The organism is Bradyrhizobium sp. USDA 4503, from assembly GCF_054055815.1.
Map to the genome: position 1 here is coordinate 4,123,814 of NZ_JBSRXS010000001.1, position 15,806 is coordinate 4,139,619.

Annotated in this window: 14 protein-coding genes and 2 pseudogenes; 7 read left to right on the forward strand and 9 right to left on the reverse strand. The window is 64.7% G+C overall.

Annotated features, from left to right (window positions below; genetic code table 11):
- Positions 1-176: 176 nt before the first annotated feature.
- Positions 177-1,430, forward strand: coding sequence for a Spy/CpxP family protein refolding chaperone (locus ACVMIH_RS20035; RefSeq protein ID WP_456866524.1), 1,254 nt, complete (start codon positions 177-179; stop codon positions 1,428-1,430).
- Between the two features lie 570 nt (positions 1,431-2,000).
- Here ACVMIH_RS20035 and ACVMIH_RS20040 read toward each other — a convergent pair.
- The gene (locus ACVMIH_RS20040) at positions 2,001-2,336 is read right to left on the reverse strand and encodes a GYD domain-containing protein (protein WP_057016969.1); all 336 of its coding nucleotides are present in this window, start codon (positions 2,334-2,336) and stop codon (positions 2,001-2,003) included.
- Between the two features lie 401 nt (positions 2,337-2,737).
- Between ACVMIH_RS20040 and ACVMIH_RS20045 the strand changes: the two genes are divergently transcribed.
- Positions 2,738-3,688 carry an aldo/keto reductase gene (locus ACVMIH_RS20045; protein ID WP_057016967.1) on the forward strand — a complete coding sequence of 317 codons (951 nt, stop codon included), beginning with the start codon at positions 2,738-2,740 and terminating at the stop codon, positions 3,686-3,688.
- 195 nt (positions 3,689-3,883) lie between these two features.
- On the opposite strand, the gene htpX is transcribed toward ACVMIH_RS20045, so the two are convergent.
- Together htpX and ACVMIH_RS20055 are read right to left on the reverse strand one after the other, a co-directional pair.
- Positions 3,884-4,813 (reverse strand): zinc metalloprotease HtpX, encoded by a 930-nt coding sequence (gene htpX, locus ACVMIH_RS20050; protein WP_456863097.1) that lies wholly within the window; start codon positions 4,811-4,813, stop codon positions 3,884-3,886.
- Between the two features lie 220 nt (positions 4,814-5,033).
- Positions 5,034-5,641: pseudogene (locus ACVMIH_RS20055) on the reverse strand (response regulator); the annotation flags it as partial.
- On the opposite strand from ACVMIH_RS20055, the gene ACVMIH_RS20060 reads away from it, so the two are divergent.
- On the forward strand, positions 5,528-5,797 hold the full coding sequence (locus ACVMIH_RS20060; RefSeq protein WP_456866708.1) for a hypothetical protein: 270 nt from the start codon (positions 5,528-5,530) through the stop codon (positions 5,795-5,797). The pseudogene ACVMIH_RS20055 and the gene ACVMIH_RS20060 overlap by 114 nt on opposite strands.
- Here ACVMIH_RS20060 and ACVMIH_RS20065 read toward each other — a convergent pair.
- Positions 5,761-6,117, reverse strand: a pseudogene (locus ACVMIH_RS20065) (hypothetical protein); the annotation flags it as partial. The gene ACVMIH_RS20060 and the pseudogene ACVMIH_RS20065 overlap by 37 nt on opposite strands.
- Before the next feature lie 134 nt (positions 6,118-6,251).
- Between ACVMIH_RS20065 and ACVMIH_RS20070 the strand changes: the two are divergent.
- From ACVMIH_RS20070 to ACVMIH_RS20085, 4 genes are all read left to right on the forward strand, one after another.
- On the forward strand, positions 6,252-7,598 hold the full coding sequence (locus ACVMIH_RS20070) for a lytic murein transglycosylase (RefSeq protein ID WP_456855419.1): 1,347 nt from the start codon (positions 6,252-6,254) through the stop codon (positions 7,596-7,598).
- A gap of 351 nt (positions 7,599-7,949) precedes the next feature.
- A complete protein-coding gene (locus ACVMIH_RS20075) occupies positions 7,950-8,453 on the forward strand; it encodes a DUF1993 domain-containing protein (RefSeq protein WP_225158585.1) in 504 nt (167 codons plus the stop codon).
- A 100-nt stretch (positions 8,454-8,553) separates the two neighbouring features.
- Entirely contained in the window at positions 8,554-9,414 is an 861-nt protein-coding gene (locus tag ACVMIH_RS20080) for an SDR family NAD(P)-dependent oxidoreductase (RefSeq protein ID WP_456863099.1), read from the forward strand.
- Positions 9,415-9,499: 85 nt separating this feature from the next.
- The gene (locus tag ACVMIH_RS20085; protein ID WP_456863102.1) at positions 9,500-10,603 is read left to right on the forward strand and encodes an alkene reductase; all 1,104 of its coding nucleotides are present in this window, start codon (positions 9,500-9,502) and stop codon (positions 10,601-10,603) included.
- Positions 10,604-10,812: 209 nt separating this feature from the next.
- On the opposite strand, the gene ACVMIH_RS20090 is transcribed toward ACVMIH_RS20085, so the two are convergent.
- The 5 genes from ACVMIH_RS20090 to ACVMIH_RS20110 all read right to left on the reverse strand — a co-directional run bounded on the left by ACVMIH_RS20090 (position 10,813) and on the right by ACVMIH_RS20110 (position 15,800).
- Positions 10,813-12,555, reverse strand: coding sequence for an ABC transporter substrate-binding protein (locus ACVMIH_RS20090; protein ID WP_038382516.1), 1,743 nt, complete (start codon positions 12,553-12,555; stop codon positions 10,813-10,815).
- A gap of 115 nt (positions 12,556-12,670) precedes the next feature.
- A complete protein-coding gene (locus tag ACVMIH_RS20095) occupies positions 12,671-12,997 on the reverse strand; it encodes a DUF2160 domain-containing protein (RefSeq protein ID WP_057016960.1) in 327 nt (108 codons plus the stop codon).
- A gap of 9 nt (positions 12,998-13,006) precedes the next feature.
- Positions 13,007-13,813, reverse strand: coding sequence for a carbohydrate ABC transporter permease (locus tag ACVMIH_RS20100; protein WP_028333212.1), 807 nt, complete (start codon positions 13,811-13,813; stop codon positions 13,007-13,009).
- On the reverse strand, positions 13,813-14,715 hold the full coding sequence (locus ACVMIH_RS20105) for a carbohydrate ABC transporter permease (protein ID WP_028338609.1): 903 nt from the start codon (positions 14,713-14,715) through the stop codon (positions 13,813-13,815). Before ACVMIH_RS20105 ends, ACVMIH_RS20100 begins: the two co-directional genes overlap by 1 nt.
- Positions 14,715-15,800 carry an ABC transporter ATP-binding protein gene (locus ACVMIH_RS20110; RefSeq protein ID WP_057016959.1) on the reverse strand — a complete coding sequence of 362 codons (1,086 nt, stop codon included), beginning with the start codon at positions 15,798-15,800 and terminating at the stop codon, positions 14,715-14,717. Before ACVMIH_RS20110 ends, ACVMIH_RS20105 begins: the two co-directional genes overlap by 1 nt.
- Between the last annotated feature and the right edge of the window lie 6 nt (positions 15,801-15,806).

The window sequence follows — 15,806 nt, forward strand, 5'->3', positions numbered from 1 at the left end:
AGCGCGTGTACTCGACGCGACTAATCCGTTGACGTCGTGACCTGACCGCGGGTTCACCCAATGAAAACGGCGGGAGGAACTTTCGGTTCCGCTGCGAGTCATATTTGTGACGCGATGTGGCCTGGACCGCCAAGGGAGAGACCGAGGGAGAGATCATGTCAAAGTCCCGCCTTGGAATGGCTGCGGCCGGCGTTGCAATTGGCGTTCTGGGAGCGCTGCTGAGCACGGCCGAGGCGGGTTTCCGCCTGCGCGTTGGCGGCCCCGTGAGTGTCGCGCGCTTCGCGATGGCCGGCGTGCTGTCGGTCGCAGGTCTCCGCCACGCACGCATGGCGGCGCGCCACAGCCGCGTCCGCATGGCTGCTCTAAGACCGCAAGATCTTCGCCCCGCCGCCGAGTCGATCGGCCCGAGTGAGCGCGCGCAGCTCACTGCCGTCGCCGCGCTGGCCGGCTGGCAGGGCGGCCGAGCTGCGCAAGGCTGGTGGCAGCACTCCGACGGTTCATACGGCTGGGTCGGTCCGCTCTTCTGGCCGTTTGCCTATAGCGATCTCTATGACTACGCGCTTCTCAATGATGGCAGCGGCTTCTGGGCCTATGGCTACGGCGATCTCTACGCCGCGATCTTCTCGCCTTACGCTGCGAGCGATCTCTCAGCGTTTGCGGCCGAGCGCCCCGCCGGGAGGCGGCATCGCAAAGCGCCCTCGGTGCAGGAATTCTGTAGCGGCGACACCGCCGAGACGACCGGCCTTCCCCTCGAGCGGATCGGCCTGGCGGTCGCGGCGAACGAGGCGCAGCGCGCAGCCTTCGACGAGCTCGCGAGCGCCTGGATTTCCGCCGGCAACACCATCCGCGCTTCCTGTACAGCACAGACCGCAACCACCGCGCTGGAGCGATTCGCGGCCATGCAGAGCCGCGTCAACGCGATGCTGAGCGCAGTTGCGACCGTTATGCCGCCATTTCAAAAATTCTACGATCTCCTAAGCGATGAACAGAAGGCCCAGCTCAACACGCCCGAACGCGACCGCCGCGCCAACGCTGCGGCCGCGAAGCTGAAGGAGATGCAGGACGCCGCCTGCCAGGCGAGCCGTGAACCGCAAGACGAGCAACAGGCCGAAAAGCAATACCGCCAGCTCGTCGCCCAGCAATGGCCCCTCGACGACATCGTCGCCAGCCTGAAACTGAACGATACGCAACGCGCCGCGCTCGAAGTGGTGCAGGATACCACGATGGGCACCATGGAAGCCTTAAACCCATGCCCGCCAAAGGACGCGCTCACCCCACCGGCCCGCCTTAAGGCCGCGAAGGCGCGGTTGGAAGCGATGAGAGAGGCGATCATCAGCGTGAACGACGCGGTCGACGATTTCCGTTGGAACCTGAGTGACGAGCAGAAGACGCAGTTCGAGGGGCTCGGTCTGAAGAAGCGGGGGGTGTGATTTTTCCATCCCCAAGCGGCGCTGGTCGGCCAAGGCGATACTTCGCATCCCCTGTCGCATTTGCTAGTCGTCCGCTAAGAAGAGCTGGACATGCGAGCATGCGTTATAGGGGCGGGCTCTAAGTAGTTCGGTCGCGCGACCGAGACGCCGTTCAACATGAACTTTGAGGCCCGCCCCTAGTCAACTGAACTTCTTTGGATGTTGCTTATTGGCCCAAGGCCGACATACGGCGATGTCGGCCTCAACGTCAGCTTCCGAGATCAAAGCGGACGCGAAGAATTCATGAGTACACGCCCTGATCTCATCGCGCCTTAGCGCGTACTGCGCTCGTCTTGCTGAAGCGGAGGCCGAGCGAGGCGGCGGACGTCATGCGACGGCACAACCGGCCGGGGCTGTGGCCGGCATGCACGTAGCCAGGACATCCGCCTGAGCTAGTGCCCATTCCGTTGACGCCCCGGATCAGCGGCGCGCAACGGCCCTCGCCTCCGCGCGGGACGCCAGCAAGCGCCGCCGCGCGAGAGTGACACCGGCCATCAGATCAATCTGCGCCGTTTTGGATCGCTCGGCCTGCTAGCCACCGGGCGGCGTGTAGGCGGCCTTGAGCTTGGTCGCGTGCTGACGCACCACCTTGATCTCGTCCTGGGTAAAGAGCCGGACCAGCCGCACGTTCTGCATGGCGCCGGCCGCAACCACCACGCCGCTGACCGCAGGCGCGAAGCTCGGATCCGGCACGTCGAAGATCACCATCACGCCGGGGCCATCGGTCGCCGTGCTGTACATCGAAATCAGTTTCCCGCCGGCGGCCTCAATCAACTTCTTCGCGGCCTCGTATCGATTCGTCGTCGGGTTTTCCATGATGTTGTTCAGGGAACGCGGGGTGTATTCACCAGAGAAGCAGAAATGCATGGCAATCGCTCCGTTTGGTTGGAATGAAAAAAACATTCACCCAGGCGCGCGGCCCGGGCAGAGCATTTCGTACTGAAAAATGAGAAGAAATGGCCTGCCGATGGCCAGTCGCGCTGCCGCTCATTCTCCGGATTTCGGCGCAACCGGTGGCAGCTCGCCGCGCAATCTACATCAGACCCGCGGCAAATAAAATCGCGTTTCTGCTCTGCGACGAAATCTCTCCTTGGTCGATGCGGCACTGAAGGGCAGCGCGCCTGACCCGACCGACGAACGCGATCCATCCGAGCCCGCCGAGTGACGCGTCGGCGCCCGCTAGGCGGTGGCGGGACAACGCCTTGCAAACAAGGGCGATCTGCCTCAGTGTTCGGCACCCGCCATCAAGAACAAGCGAAAGAAAACTCATGAAGCATCGCGCGCTCGGCCGCTCCGGCCTCACTGTCCCTCCCCTGTGCTTCGGCTGCAATGTATTCGGCTGGACCGTGGACGAGACGTCGTCGTTTCGCCTGCTCGACACCGTGCTCGATCAGGGGCTGACATTCCTGGATACGGCGGATGTCTATTCACGCTGGGTGCCGGGCCACAGCGGCGGCGAATCCGAGACCATCATCGGCAAATGGATGAAGGCGCGCGGCAACCGCAACCGCGTCATCCTCGCCACCAAGGTCGGCATGGACATGGGAGGCGGCAATGTCGGGCTGAAGCCGGACTACATCGCGCGCGCCGTCGAGGATTCGCTGCGGCGGCTACAGACCGATTTCATCGATCTCTACCAGTCCCACAAGGACGATGAGACGACACCGCAGGAAGAGACGCTCGCGGCCTACAACAAGCTGATCAAGGCCGGCAAGGTCAGGGCCATCGGCGCCTCGAACTTCTCGGCGGAGCGGCTCCAGAGTGCGCTCGACATTGCCAAGGCGAACGGGTTGCCGCGCTATGAGAGCATGCAGCCCGAATACAGCCTCGCCGAGCGCTCCAGCTACGAAGGCGCGCTGCAACGCGTCTGCGAGGCGAACGACGTCGGCGTGATCACGTTCTTCTCGCTCGCCGCAGGATTTTTGACCGGCAAATATCGCTCGGAGAGCGACTTCGCCAAGAGCCCCCGCGGTGCACGCAGCATCCCAAAATACATGAACCCGCGCGGCATGCGCATCCTGGCCGGTCTTGACGAGGTCGCCGCGGAAACCCGCGCCGAGCCGGCCGCGGTCGCGCTCGCCTGGCTGATGGCAAAACCCTCCGTCACCGCGCCGATTGCCAGCGCTACCAGGCCCGAGCAGGTCGCAACGCTGGTCGCGGCGACCGAACTTGAGCTGAGCAAGGATCAGGTCGAACGGCTGGACGCCGCGAGCGCGTAGCAGCTGCCTTCACTTCACCTCGCCCCGCGTGCGGGGAGAGGTCGGAACGCATCGCTAGATGCGTTCCGGGTGAGGGGGAGCTTCCGCGAGTGCAGCTATCGCCGTATTTGCGGAGACAGCCCCTCACCCCAACCCTCTCCCCTAAGAACGGGGCGAGGGAGCACACCGCCTTCGCGGCTACGGCTTGGTCTCACCCTACCCCCACGGGCCGCGCTGGCCGGATCCGCCCCACGGGCTGCGCGGCGGATAGCTTCCACCGGCCGGGCGCGGCGCGGTCTGGGTGCCGAGCTCGGCGGCGAGCTGCTGCAGCGCGGCGATGCGGTTCGCGGTCGAGGGGTGGGTCGCGAACAGGTTGTCGACGCCGTGGCCCGACAGCGGGTTGATGATGAACATGTGCGCGGTGGCCGGATTGCGCTCGGCCTCCATGTTCGGCACCTGATGCGCGGCGTTCTCGATCTTCGCGAGCGCGGAGGCAAGCCACATCGGCTGACCGACGATGCGCGCGCCATAATTATCGGCGGCGTATTCGCGGGTGCGGCTGATCGCCATCTGCACCAGCATGGCGCCGAGCGGCGCCAGGACCATCATCGCGATCGAGCCGACAATGCCGGGGCCGTTGTTGTTGCGGTTGCCGCCGAAGAACATACCGAACTGCGCCAGCATCGAGATCGCGCCGGCGATCGTCGCCGTGATCGTCATGGTGAGCGTGTCGTGATGCTTGATATGCGCAAGCTCATGCGCGATCACGCCGGCAAGCTCCTCGCGGCTGAGTTGCTGCATCAGGCCCGTGGTGACGGCGACCGCCGCGTTCTCCGGGTTGCGGCCGGTCGCGAACGCATTGGGCTGCGCCTCGTCCATCAGGAATACGCGCGGCATCGGGAGAGCGGCGCGCTGTGCGAGCTCGGCGACGAGATTGTAGAGTTCGGGCGCCGAGCCCGCATCGACCTGATGGGCGCCGTACATCGACAGCACCATGCGATCGGAATTCCAGTAGGTGAACAGATTTGTCGCAGTCGCGACCATCAGCGCGATCACGGCGCCGGTGCCGCCGCCGATCAGATAGCCGACCCCCATGAACAGGGCGGTGAGGCCGGCAAGCAGGAGCGCGGTGCGGAAATAGTTCATCGTTGTTCCCTCACGGCGAGCGGAATGCTGCCACAACTGACGCCGCTGAGGTAGGGATTTTGCCGCAGAAGCCGCAAGGGGAACCAGTGCGTCGCAGCGACGCGGCGCGGGTTAATGATTGGTCATGTGCGGCGCCGTCCGTAGCCCGCATGAGCGAAGCGACATGCGGGGTAAGACCGGTCCCGCATGTCGCTTCGCTCATGCGGGCTACGATCTCTCGCTACGCCGCCGGCTCCTGTGCAATCACCGCCCCCTCCTCGCGCAGCGCGACGCGCAACATGCGGGCGAGCTCGGCGCGGCTGTAGGGTTTTGCCAGGAACAGGATGCCCTGCTCGAGCTTGCCGTCCTGATCGATGGCGTCATCGGTATAGCCCGAGTGAAGAGGACGCGCAGGCCCGGGCGGCGCTTCCGCGCCTCGGTGGCGAGGTCGCGTCCGTTCATCGCGCCCGGCATGATGACGTCGGTGAACAACAGATCGATCGGCGCGCCGCTGTCGAGCACGGCAAGGGCTTCGCTCCCATTATTGGCCGACAGCGTGGTCGGCTGCAGCGGCTGCTTGCGCGCGAAGGCGAGCAGATGCCGCGTCAGCGATGCGCCGCGCTCGGCGGCGTCGCGGATCAGCGCGGTGATCTCCGTGAGCTGGCGGTTGTGAGTGACCGCCTCGGCCAGGATGTCGATCGTGCCGGTGATGACGATGAGGATGTTGTTGAAGTCGTGCGCAATGCCGCCGGTGAGCTGGCCGACCGCTTCCATCTTCTGCGCCTGGCGGATCTTGCTCTCATTGGCCTCGGCCTCGCGAAAGCGCTCGAGCAGGAATTCCGATCGCTGGCGCTGGCGTCCCTCCTCGGCGAGCGCGACATGGCCTCCCGCAACTGCTCTTCGGTCGGGATCGCGAGGATCCGCGGGATCAGCGGCCAGAGCAGCACTGCGGTGAAGATCGAGGCGACAGCGGTCAGCGCCTTGAGCAGGCCCTCGAGACCGTAGATCGGCACCCACAGCGTGTAGATCGAGAACACATGGGTGAGGCCGCAGGCGAGGATAAACGTGGCGAACGGCCAGGCCATCCAGCCGAACTGGAAATCGCGCCGCTTGGAGACGAGGATCGCCAGCGCGAACGGGATCGAGAAATACGAAGCGGCAATGATCGCGTCTGAAATCACGTGGAGCCAGATCAGCTCCGGGCTCCCACAGCAGGCAGATGCCGTGCGGCGAAAACGTCGACGAATCCAAAAGACGCTCGAGAAAACTCCACATGGGTCCCTCCGGGCGTGATCGATCCGCCGACACCCCTGCGCGCGAATCACCGGCCGATCATAGCGGCCGCGGCTCAACCTACCTCAGCCCAATTGGTCTAACGGCGCTACCCCCGTTGTTGCCCGGTGTCGCCCTGGTGTATGCAGATTGGGCTTCAATTCCCCTTTTCAAGCCGGTGACATCGATGCCAGCCTCTCCCCTCCGCGCCCGGATCATGATCGCAGCGATCGCGGGGGCGCTGGCGCTCTCCACCCTCGCCTCGGCGCAGCAGCCGTTGCCCAGCCCCTTGAATCCCGCGCCAGTCAGGCCGCGCCCGGCCGCCGTCGCCTCGCCGCGGGCTGCGTCCTGCCACAACGGGCAAAACTTCGATCGCTTCCTCGCCGAGCTGAAGCAGAAGGCGGTCGCCGCCGGCGTCTCGCAGCGCACGATCGCGGAGACCGCCCCCTACCTGATCTACGACCAGGGCATCGTCAACCGCGACCGCGGCCAGCGCGTATTCGGGCAGATCTTCACCCAGTTCGCCGGCCGCATGGCCGCGAACTATCGCATGCAGCAGGGCCAGCAATACATCCGGACCTATGCCGCCGCGTTCGCGCGCGCCGAGAAGGAATATGGCGTGCCGCCGGCGGTGATCGCCGCGTTCTGGGGACTGGAGAGCGATTTCGGCGTCCAGATGGGCAATTTGCCGACGCTGAAATCGCTGGTGTCGCTGGCCTATGATTGCCGCCGCTCCGAGATGTTCCAGGGCGAGACCATCGCCGCACTGAAGATCATCGAGCGCGGCGACCTGACGCCCGACGAGATGATCGGCTCATGGGCCGGCGAGCTCGGCCAGACGCAATTCTTGCCGACGCATTATTTCAACTACGCGGTCGACTATGACGGCGACGGCCACCGCAATCTCCTGCAAAGCGGCCCCGACGTGATCGGCTCGACCGCGAACTACATCGCCACCGGATTGAAATGGCGGCGCGGCGAGCCGTGGCTGCAGGAGGTGCGCGTGCCGCAGGCGGCAAATTTCCCGTGGGACCAGGCCGACCTCACCATCAAGCTGCCGCGATCGAAATGGGTATCGCTTGGCGTCAGCTTGACCGACGGCAAGCCATTGCCGAATGACGAGATGCCGGCCTCGCTCCTGCTGCCGATGGGCCGGATGGGTCCGGCGTTCCTCGCCTATGCGAATTTCGCCGCCTACACCGAGTGGAACAACTCGCTGATCTATTCGACCACCGCCGGCTATCTCGCCGGCCGCATCGCGGGCGCACCGCCGCTGCAGCGGCCGCACGGTCCGGTCGCGCAATTGCCGTTCAATGAGATCAAGGAGCTGCAGGGACTGCTCGCGCGCGCCGGCTACGACGTCGGCAAGATCGACGGCGTGCTCGGACAGGCAAGCCGCAGTGCGGTGAAGGCGATGCAGATGAAGTACGGCCTGCCGGCGGATTCCTGGCCGACCGCGGAGCTCCTGGCGCGCATGCGCGGCGGGCCCCGCACCCAGCCGGCCGCCGATGCCGCGGCACCGGGGATGCGGTAGAGCGAACGCCCATTTTCCGTAGCCCGGATGCAGCGCAGCGAAATCCGGGACAAGCCCCGATGCGCCTCCCCGGATTGCGCTGCGCTCCATCCGGGCTACGCAGACTCTGGCGATCCGTCATCCTGAGGTGCGAGCGGAGCGAGCCTCGAAGGATGAATCGGCCACACTGGGGCCGTGCATCCTTCGAGACGCGCTTCGCGCTCCTCGGGATGACGGGATCAAGAATGCCGCCCGCGGGAAATATTTGACCAACTGTTACGGCCGCCCGCAGTTGTATTCTTTCCCTTGCCGCCCCACTTGCAGCATCGCCGTTCGGTAACATCCGGATTTCATCAGAACAGGGAGCATCACATGTCCTTTCATGACGCCGTCGTCCCCGCCTACCTGCAGATCCTCAACAGCCTCACCGGCGAGCTGACCAAGGCCGAGGCGCATTGCGAGGCCAAGAAGATCGCGCCCGAGGTGCTGCTGGGATCGCGGCTCTATCCCGATATGCTGCCGCTGACCAAGCAGGTGCAACTGGTCTGCGATCACGCTGCACGGGGCTGCGCGCGGCTGACCCATAGCGACGTGCCGTCGACGCCCGACACCGAGAAGAGCATCGGTGAGCTGAAGCAGCGGCTCGCCAAGACGATCGACTATGTGAAGTCGTTCAAGCCGGAGCAGTTCAACGGCGCCGACGCCAGGGACGTCACCTTCCCGATCGGCCCCGATCGCACGATGACCTTGAAGGGCCAGCAATTCCTCAGCGCGTTCTCATTCCCGAACTTCTATTTCCACGCCGTGACCGCGCACGACATCCTGCGCCACAACGGCGTCGAGATCGGCAAGCGCGATTTCCTCGGCGTCAGCTGACGCGCTTCGGCGATCCATATTCCCCGCGACGGGATTTTCGCTTCACGCCCTCGCCCGTGCTACTGCTCCCTGACAACAACAAGACGTCAGGGAGCACGCCATGTCGACCACAACCCACGCACCGAAAGCCATCGATCCGTCCGCTTCGCTGCATGCCGAAGCGCTTGGACTGGCGAAGAACCACGGCCGCCTCGCCGGGCGGCGCATCATCGTGGTCGGCGCGGGACAGCGCACAACCGTGGATGAAGCGCCGCCGATCGGCAACGGCCGCGCCATGAGCGTGCTGTTCGCGCGCGAGGGCGCGTCGGTCGCCTGCCTCGACGTCAACAAGGACGCGGCCGACGACACCGTCGCGCAGATCACCAAGGAAGGCGGCAAGGCCCTCACCGATGTGGTCGACGTCTCCGATGTCGCGGCGATCGCGCCCGCGGTCGAACGCTGCGCGCAGAAGCTCGGCGGGCTCGACGGGTTGGCGCTCAATGTCGGCATCTCCTCCGGCCTGTCGCTGCCCAAGATGACGGCCGAAGCCTGGGACCGCGACTATGCCGTCAATGTGCGCAGCCACATGCTGTTCGCGCAGAAGGCGCTGGAGGTGATGGCGCCGGGCGGCGCGATCATCCTGATCTCCTCAATGGCGAGCCAGCGCGCCGGCGGCCGCAACCCGGCCTATGAATCCTCCAAGGCGGCGCAGATCGCGCTGGGCCGGGCGATCGCGCGGGCCGGCGAGGACAAGGGCATTCGCTGCAATGTGATCGCGCCCGGCTTCATGGACACGCCGATGGGCCGCGACGCCAGCCGCAGGCGATCGGACCGCGCCGTGACAGTGCCTTTCGGCCGCCAGGGCACCGGCTGGGAGGTCGCCTATACTGCGCTGTTCCTGATTTCGAATGAATCCTCCTACGTCAACGCGCACACCCTGTTCCTCGATGCCGGCCACATGGGCGGAATTGTGCGCAGCTAGCCTGCGGAGCGCGAATGCCTCGGGCATTGCGCTCGTCGCGGCAATGCACAATTCTCCTTCATCAGTCATTCTCTGGAACATTTACATGAGCCAATCGACCAAACTTCTCGAGCCCTACGAGCTCGGCGCGCTGACGCTGCCGAACCGCCTGGTGATGGCGCCACTGACGCGCAACCGCGCGGTGCCGCCAGGCATGGTGCCGAGCCCGCTCGCGGTGGACTATTACGGCCAGCGCGCCTCCGCCGGCCTTCTGATCACCGAGGCGAGCCAGGTCTCGCAGCAGGGCCAGGGCTATCAGGACACGCCCGGCATCTATTCGAAGGAACAGGTCGAGGGCTGGCGCAAGGTCACCGATCGGGTGCATGAGCGCGGCGGCCGCATCTTCATCCAGCTCTGGCATGTCGGCCGCATCTCGCATGTCGCACTGCAGCCGAACGGCGGCGCGCCGGTGGCGCCGAGCGCCATCAAGGCCAAGACCAAGACCTTCGTGAACGGCACGTTTGCCGACGTGTCCGAGCCGCGCGCGCTCGAATTGTCGGAAATTCCCGGGATCATCGAGGACTTCAAGCGCGGCACGGCGAATGCGCTGGCGGCCGGCTTCGACGGCGTCGAGATCCACGGCGCCAACGGCTATTTGCTCGACCAGTTCGCCCGCGACGGAACCAACAAGCGCACCGACGCTTATGGCGGCGGAATCGAGAACCGCGCCAAGCTGATGCTGGACGTGTCCAAGGCGGTCGCCATCGAGGCCGGCGCAGATCGCACTGGCATCCGGATCTCGCCGGTGACGCCGGCCAACGACATCACCGACTCCAATCCGCAAGCGCTGTTCGACTACATCGTCGAACAGCTCAGTGCGCTGAAGCTGACCTATCTCCACGTCGTCGAGGGCGCAACCGGCGGCCCACGCGATATCGCGCCGTTCGACTACGCCTCGCTGCGCAAGCGCTTCAAGCAGGCCTATGTCGCCAACAACGGCTACGATTTCGCGCTAGCGGAGAAAGTGCTGGAGGCCGGCGCGGCTGACCTGATCGCGTTCGGCAAGCCGTTCATCTCCAACCCCGATCTGGTGGAGCGGCTCAAGACCGGCGCGCCGCTCAACGAATGGGACAAGGCGACCTTCTACGGCGGCGGCGCCAAGGGCTACACGGATTATCCGACGCTGAAGGCGACCGAGGCGGCGGAGTAGGGAGCGCTCCTCTCTCCACATCGTCATTCCGGGGCGATGCGACGCATCGAACCCGGATTCTCGAGATTCCCCGGTGCGCAGTTGCGCACCTGAGGTCTGGTGCTTGCGCACCATCCCGGAATGACCTGGCAATCAGCAAAAAGGCCGGGATCGCTCCCGGCCTTTCGTCGTCTTCGGATGGCGTGGGCTGGTACGCCTTTGCTTGCGCCTTACTTCGCTTCGGCGCGCTTCGGCGGGTTGGCCGGCCACGACTTGATCAGCGTGTCGTAGTCGATCGTCTCGCCCTTCGGCTTCTCGTTCGCGAGCTTGCGCTGCGGAGCGATGGTGCCGTCCTTCTCGGCCTTCTTGTACCAGAACTCGGCGGATTCCTTCTTGTTCAGCTTCGGTCCGCAGGCGCCCTGCACACCGGACTTCTCAAGACGCTCCATCACCGAATCCTGGGCCGCGGCCAGCGCGTCCATCGCCTGCTGCGGCGTCTTGGTACCGGACGACGCATCGCCGATGTTCTGCCACCACAGCTGCGCGAGCTTCGGATAATCGGGCACGTTGTTGCCGGTCGGGGTCCACTGCACGCGCGCGGGCGAGCGGTAGAACTCGATCAGGCCGCCGAGCTTCGGCGCACGCTCGGTGAACGACTTGTCCCAGATATCGGACTCACGGATGAAGGTGAGACCGACATGGCTCTTCTTCAGCGACACCGACTTGGAGATGATGAACTGCAGATAGAGCCAGGCTGCCTTGCGGCGATCCGGCGGGGTCGACTTCAGAAGCGTCACGGAGCCGGCGTCCTGATAGCCGAGCTTCATGCCTTCCTTCCAGTAAGCGCCGTGCGGCGACGGAGCCATACGCCACTTCGGCGTACCGTCCGCGTTCATCACGGCGATGCCCGGCTTCACCATGTCGGCGGTGAAGGCGGTGTACCAGAACATCTGCTGGGCGATGTTGCCCTGCGCCGGCACCGGACCTGCTTCCGAGAAGGTCATGCCCTGGGCCTGCGGCGGGGCATACTTCTTCAGCCAGTCGAGATATTTGGTGATCGAGTAGACCGCGGCCGGGCCGTTGGTGTCGCCACCACGCTCGACCGAGGAGCCGACCGGACGGCAGCCTTCCATGCGGATACCCCACTCGTCGACCGGCAGGCCGTTCGGGATACCCTTGTCGCCGTTGCCGGCCATCGACAGCCAGGCGTCGGTGAACCGCCAGCCGAGCGAGGGATCCTTCTTGCCATAGTCCATATGGCCGTAGACCTTGACGCCGTTGATCTCCTTGATGTCGTTGGTGAAGAACTCGGCGATGTCTTCATAGGCCGACCAGTTCACGGGCACGCCGAGCTCGTAGCCATACTTGGCCTTGAACTTGGCCTTGTACTCGGGGTTGGTGAACCAGTCGTAGCGGAACCAGTAGAGGTTCGCGAACTGCTGGTCGGGCAGCTGATACAGCTTGCCGTCCGGCGCCGTGGTGAACGACTTGCCGATGAAGTCGTCGACGTCGAGCATCGGGTCGGTGACCTCCTTGCCCTCACCCTTCATGTAGTCCGACAGGATGATGGTCTGGCCGTAGCGGAAGTGGGTGCCGATCAGGTCGGAATCGTTGATCCAGCCGTCATAGACGTTCTTGCCCGACTGCATCTGGGTTTGCAGCTTCTCGACGACGTCACCTTCCTGGATGATGTCGTGCTTGAGCTTGATGCCGGTCAGTTCGGAGAACGCCTTGGCCAGCGTCTGCGATTCATATTCGTGCGTCGTGATCGTTTCCGAGACGACGTTGATCTCCATGCCCTTGAAGGGTTCGGCGGCCTTGGCGAACCACTCGAGCTCCTTCTTCTGGTCTTCCTTCGACAGCGTCGAGGGCTGGAATTCCGCGATCCACTTCTGGATCACGGCATCGTCGGCGGCGCGGGCCGGCGTGGCGACCGCGAGCGAAGCCGCGATCAGCGCGGCGGCGCTGGTCATAGTCAAAAGACTATCCTTTGTCGTTCTCAAATGTCGCATTATGATTCCTCCGGTTGCAGCGACAAACAAAACCCCAGGCCCGGGTTGACCCCGGATCTGCTCTTCTTCGCTTTCGTCAGACGGTGCGAAAGATCGCCACGGCTGAAAGAAGCGAAATCAGCGTTGCGAGCCACAGGCTCGAAATTTCCACGCCCTCGCCGATCGGCAGGGTGAGGATCGGATCGGTGCCGACGAGGCCGATCCACAACAGGTGGATCACCGCCGCCAGCACCAGCGAAATGAACAAACGATCGCCGCGCGTGGTCGGGATGCGCAGCACGCCGACCCGCTCGGCCTCGGGATAAACCGCCGCGAGCCAGGTCATCACGCCGAGCGTCGAGGCCAGCAGCACGAAGAAGATCGCGGTCGGCAGCGTCCAGGCCATCCATGCGATGGATTCCATGATCGCCTCCTAGACCCGGCCGAGCGCGAAGCCGCGCGCGATGTAGTTGCGGACGAACCAGATCACCAGCGCGCCCGGAATGATGGTGAGCACGCCGGCGGCGGCGAGCAGGCCCCAGTCCATGCCGGCCGCCGAGACCGTGCGCGTCATGATCGCCGCGATCGGCTTGGCCTGCACCGAGGTCAGCGTCCGCGCGAGCAGCAGCTCGACCCAGGAGAACATGAAGCAGAAGAAGGCGGCGACGCCGATGCCGCTTGCGATGAGCGGCACCAGGATCTTGATGAAGAAGCGCGGGAACGAATAGCCGTCGAGGAACGCGGTCTCGTCGATCTCGCGCGGCACGCCGGAGACGAAGCCTTCGAGGATCCACACCGCCAGCGGCACGTTGAAGATGCAGTGCGCGAGCGCGACCGCCCACGGCGTATCGAACAGGCCGATCGCCGAATACAGGTTAAAGAACGGCAGCGCGTAGACCGCCGCCGGCGCCATGCGGTTTGACAGCAGCCAGAAGAACAGATGCTTGTCGCCGAGGAAGCGGTAGCGCGAGAACGCATAGGCCGCCGGCAACGCCACCGCGATCGAGATGATTGTGTTGAGCACCACGTATTCGAGCGAATTGATGTAGCCCGAATACCAGCTCTCGTCGGTGAAGATGCGCTTGTAGTGCTGCAGCGTCGGCGTGTGCGGCCACAGCGTCATCGTCGAGACGATCTCGGCGTTGGTCTTGAAGCTCATGTTGACGAGCCAGTAGATCGGCAACAGCAGGAAGATCAAAAACAGCGCCATGATCAGGCGGCGGCCGGGGATCGAATGCATCACGCCGCTCCTTCCTTGGCCGGACGCTCGGAGCCGGCATTGACCATCACGGTGTAGAATACCCAGCACACGATCAGGATGATCAGATTGTAGACCAGCGACAGCGCCGCGGCCTTGCCGAGGTCGAACTGGCCGAGCGCAATCTTGACGAGCTCGATCGAGACGAAGGTCGTCGAATTGCCGGGGCCGCCGCCGGTGACCACGAACGGCTCGGTGTAGATCATGAAACTGTCCATGAAGCGCAGCAGCACCGCGATCAGCAGCACGCGGTTCATCTTCGGCAGCTGGATCGCCTTGAACACCGCCCAGCGCGAGGCGCCGTCGATCTGCGCCGCCTGGTAATAGGCGTCGGGGATCGACTTCAGCCCGGCGTAGCAGAGCAGCGCGACGAGGCTGGTCCAGTGCCAGACGTCCATCACGATGACCGTGACCCAGGCGTCGACCTCATTGGACACGTAATTGTAGTTGAGGCCGAGGTGGTTCAGCACATAGCCGAGCAGGCCGATATCGGGCCGGCCGAAGATCTGCCAGATGGTGCCGACCACGTTCCACGGAATCAGCAGCGGCAAGGCGAGGATGACGAGGCAGGCCGCGACGCTCCAGCCTTCGCGCGGCATCGACAGCGCGACGATGATGCCGAGCGGCACCTCGATCGCGAGGATCACCGCAGAGAAGAACAGGTTGCGGCCGAGCGAGGCCAGGAAGCGCCCGCCGAGATCGGTCGATGGATCGAGCAGCTCCTTGAACCAGCCGACCCCGTTCCAGAAGAACTGGTTGTTGCCGAAGGTGTCCTGCATCGAATAGTTCACGACGGTCATCAGCGGCAGCACCGCCGAGAACGCCACCACCAGGAACACCGGCAGCACCAGGAACCAGGCTTTTTGGTTGATCGTCTTGTCCATCAGGCGACCCCCTCCACCAAATGGCTGTCGGCATAGACGTGGACGTGCGCGGGATTGAAGATCAGCCCGGCGGTGTCGCCGGAGACCGAGAAGCCCGGCGGCACACGCGCGGCGAATTTGGTATCGCCGACCCGCACGCGGGCGAACTGGATGCGGCCGAGATCGTCGATCCGCTCGATGGTGGCCGACAGCAGCCCTGACGCCGGCGCCGCGACATCGACGAATTCCGGCCGCACGCCGATCTCGATCTTCTTGCCCGCAGGTAGCACACCATAGTTTCGATGCAGGCCGATGACATGGCCGTCGACCCGCGCCTCGTGACCACTGACTTCGGCGGGCACGATGTTCATGCCGGGCGAGCCGATGAAGTAGCCGACGAACGTATGCGCCGGCTTGTCGAACAATTCGGCCGGCGTGCCGCTCTGCACCACGCGGCCGTCATGCATCACGACGACGGTGTCGGCGAAGGTCAGCGCCTCGGTCTGGTCGTGGGTGACGTAGATCATCGTGAGGTCGAGCTCGCGATGCAGCGCCTTCAGCTTGGAGCGCAGCTGCCACTTCAGCTCGGGATCGATCACCGTTAGCGGTTCGTCGAACAGGACGGCCGCGACGTCGGAGCGCACCAGACCGCGGCCGAGCGAGATCTTCTGCTTGGCGTCGGCGGTGAGCCGTGTCGCCTTGCGTTTGAGATAGGGCGTGAGGTCGAGCAGATCGGCGATCTGCCTGACGCGCGCGTCGACCTCGGCCTTCGCGACGCCGCGATTCTTCAGCGGGAAGGCCAGGTTCTGGCCGACCGTCATGGTGTCGTAGATCACCGGGAACTGGAACACCTGCGCGATGTTGCGCTTCTGCGTCGACAGCGGCGTGATGTCACGGCCGTCGAACAGGATCTTTCCGCGCGACGGCGTCACGATGCCGGAGATCAGGTTCAGCAGCGTGGTCTTGCCGCAGCCGGACGGCCCGAGCAGCGCATAGGCGCCGCCCTGCCGCCAGGTCATTGTGACCGGCTTCAGCGCAAAGGACTCCTGCGGCGCGTCGTTGCCGCCGTAGGAGTGCGCGAGATCGACGAGGTCAATGCGGGCCATGAAGCA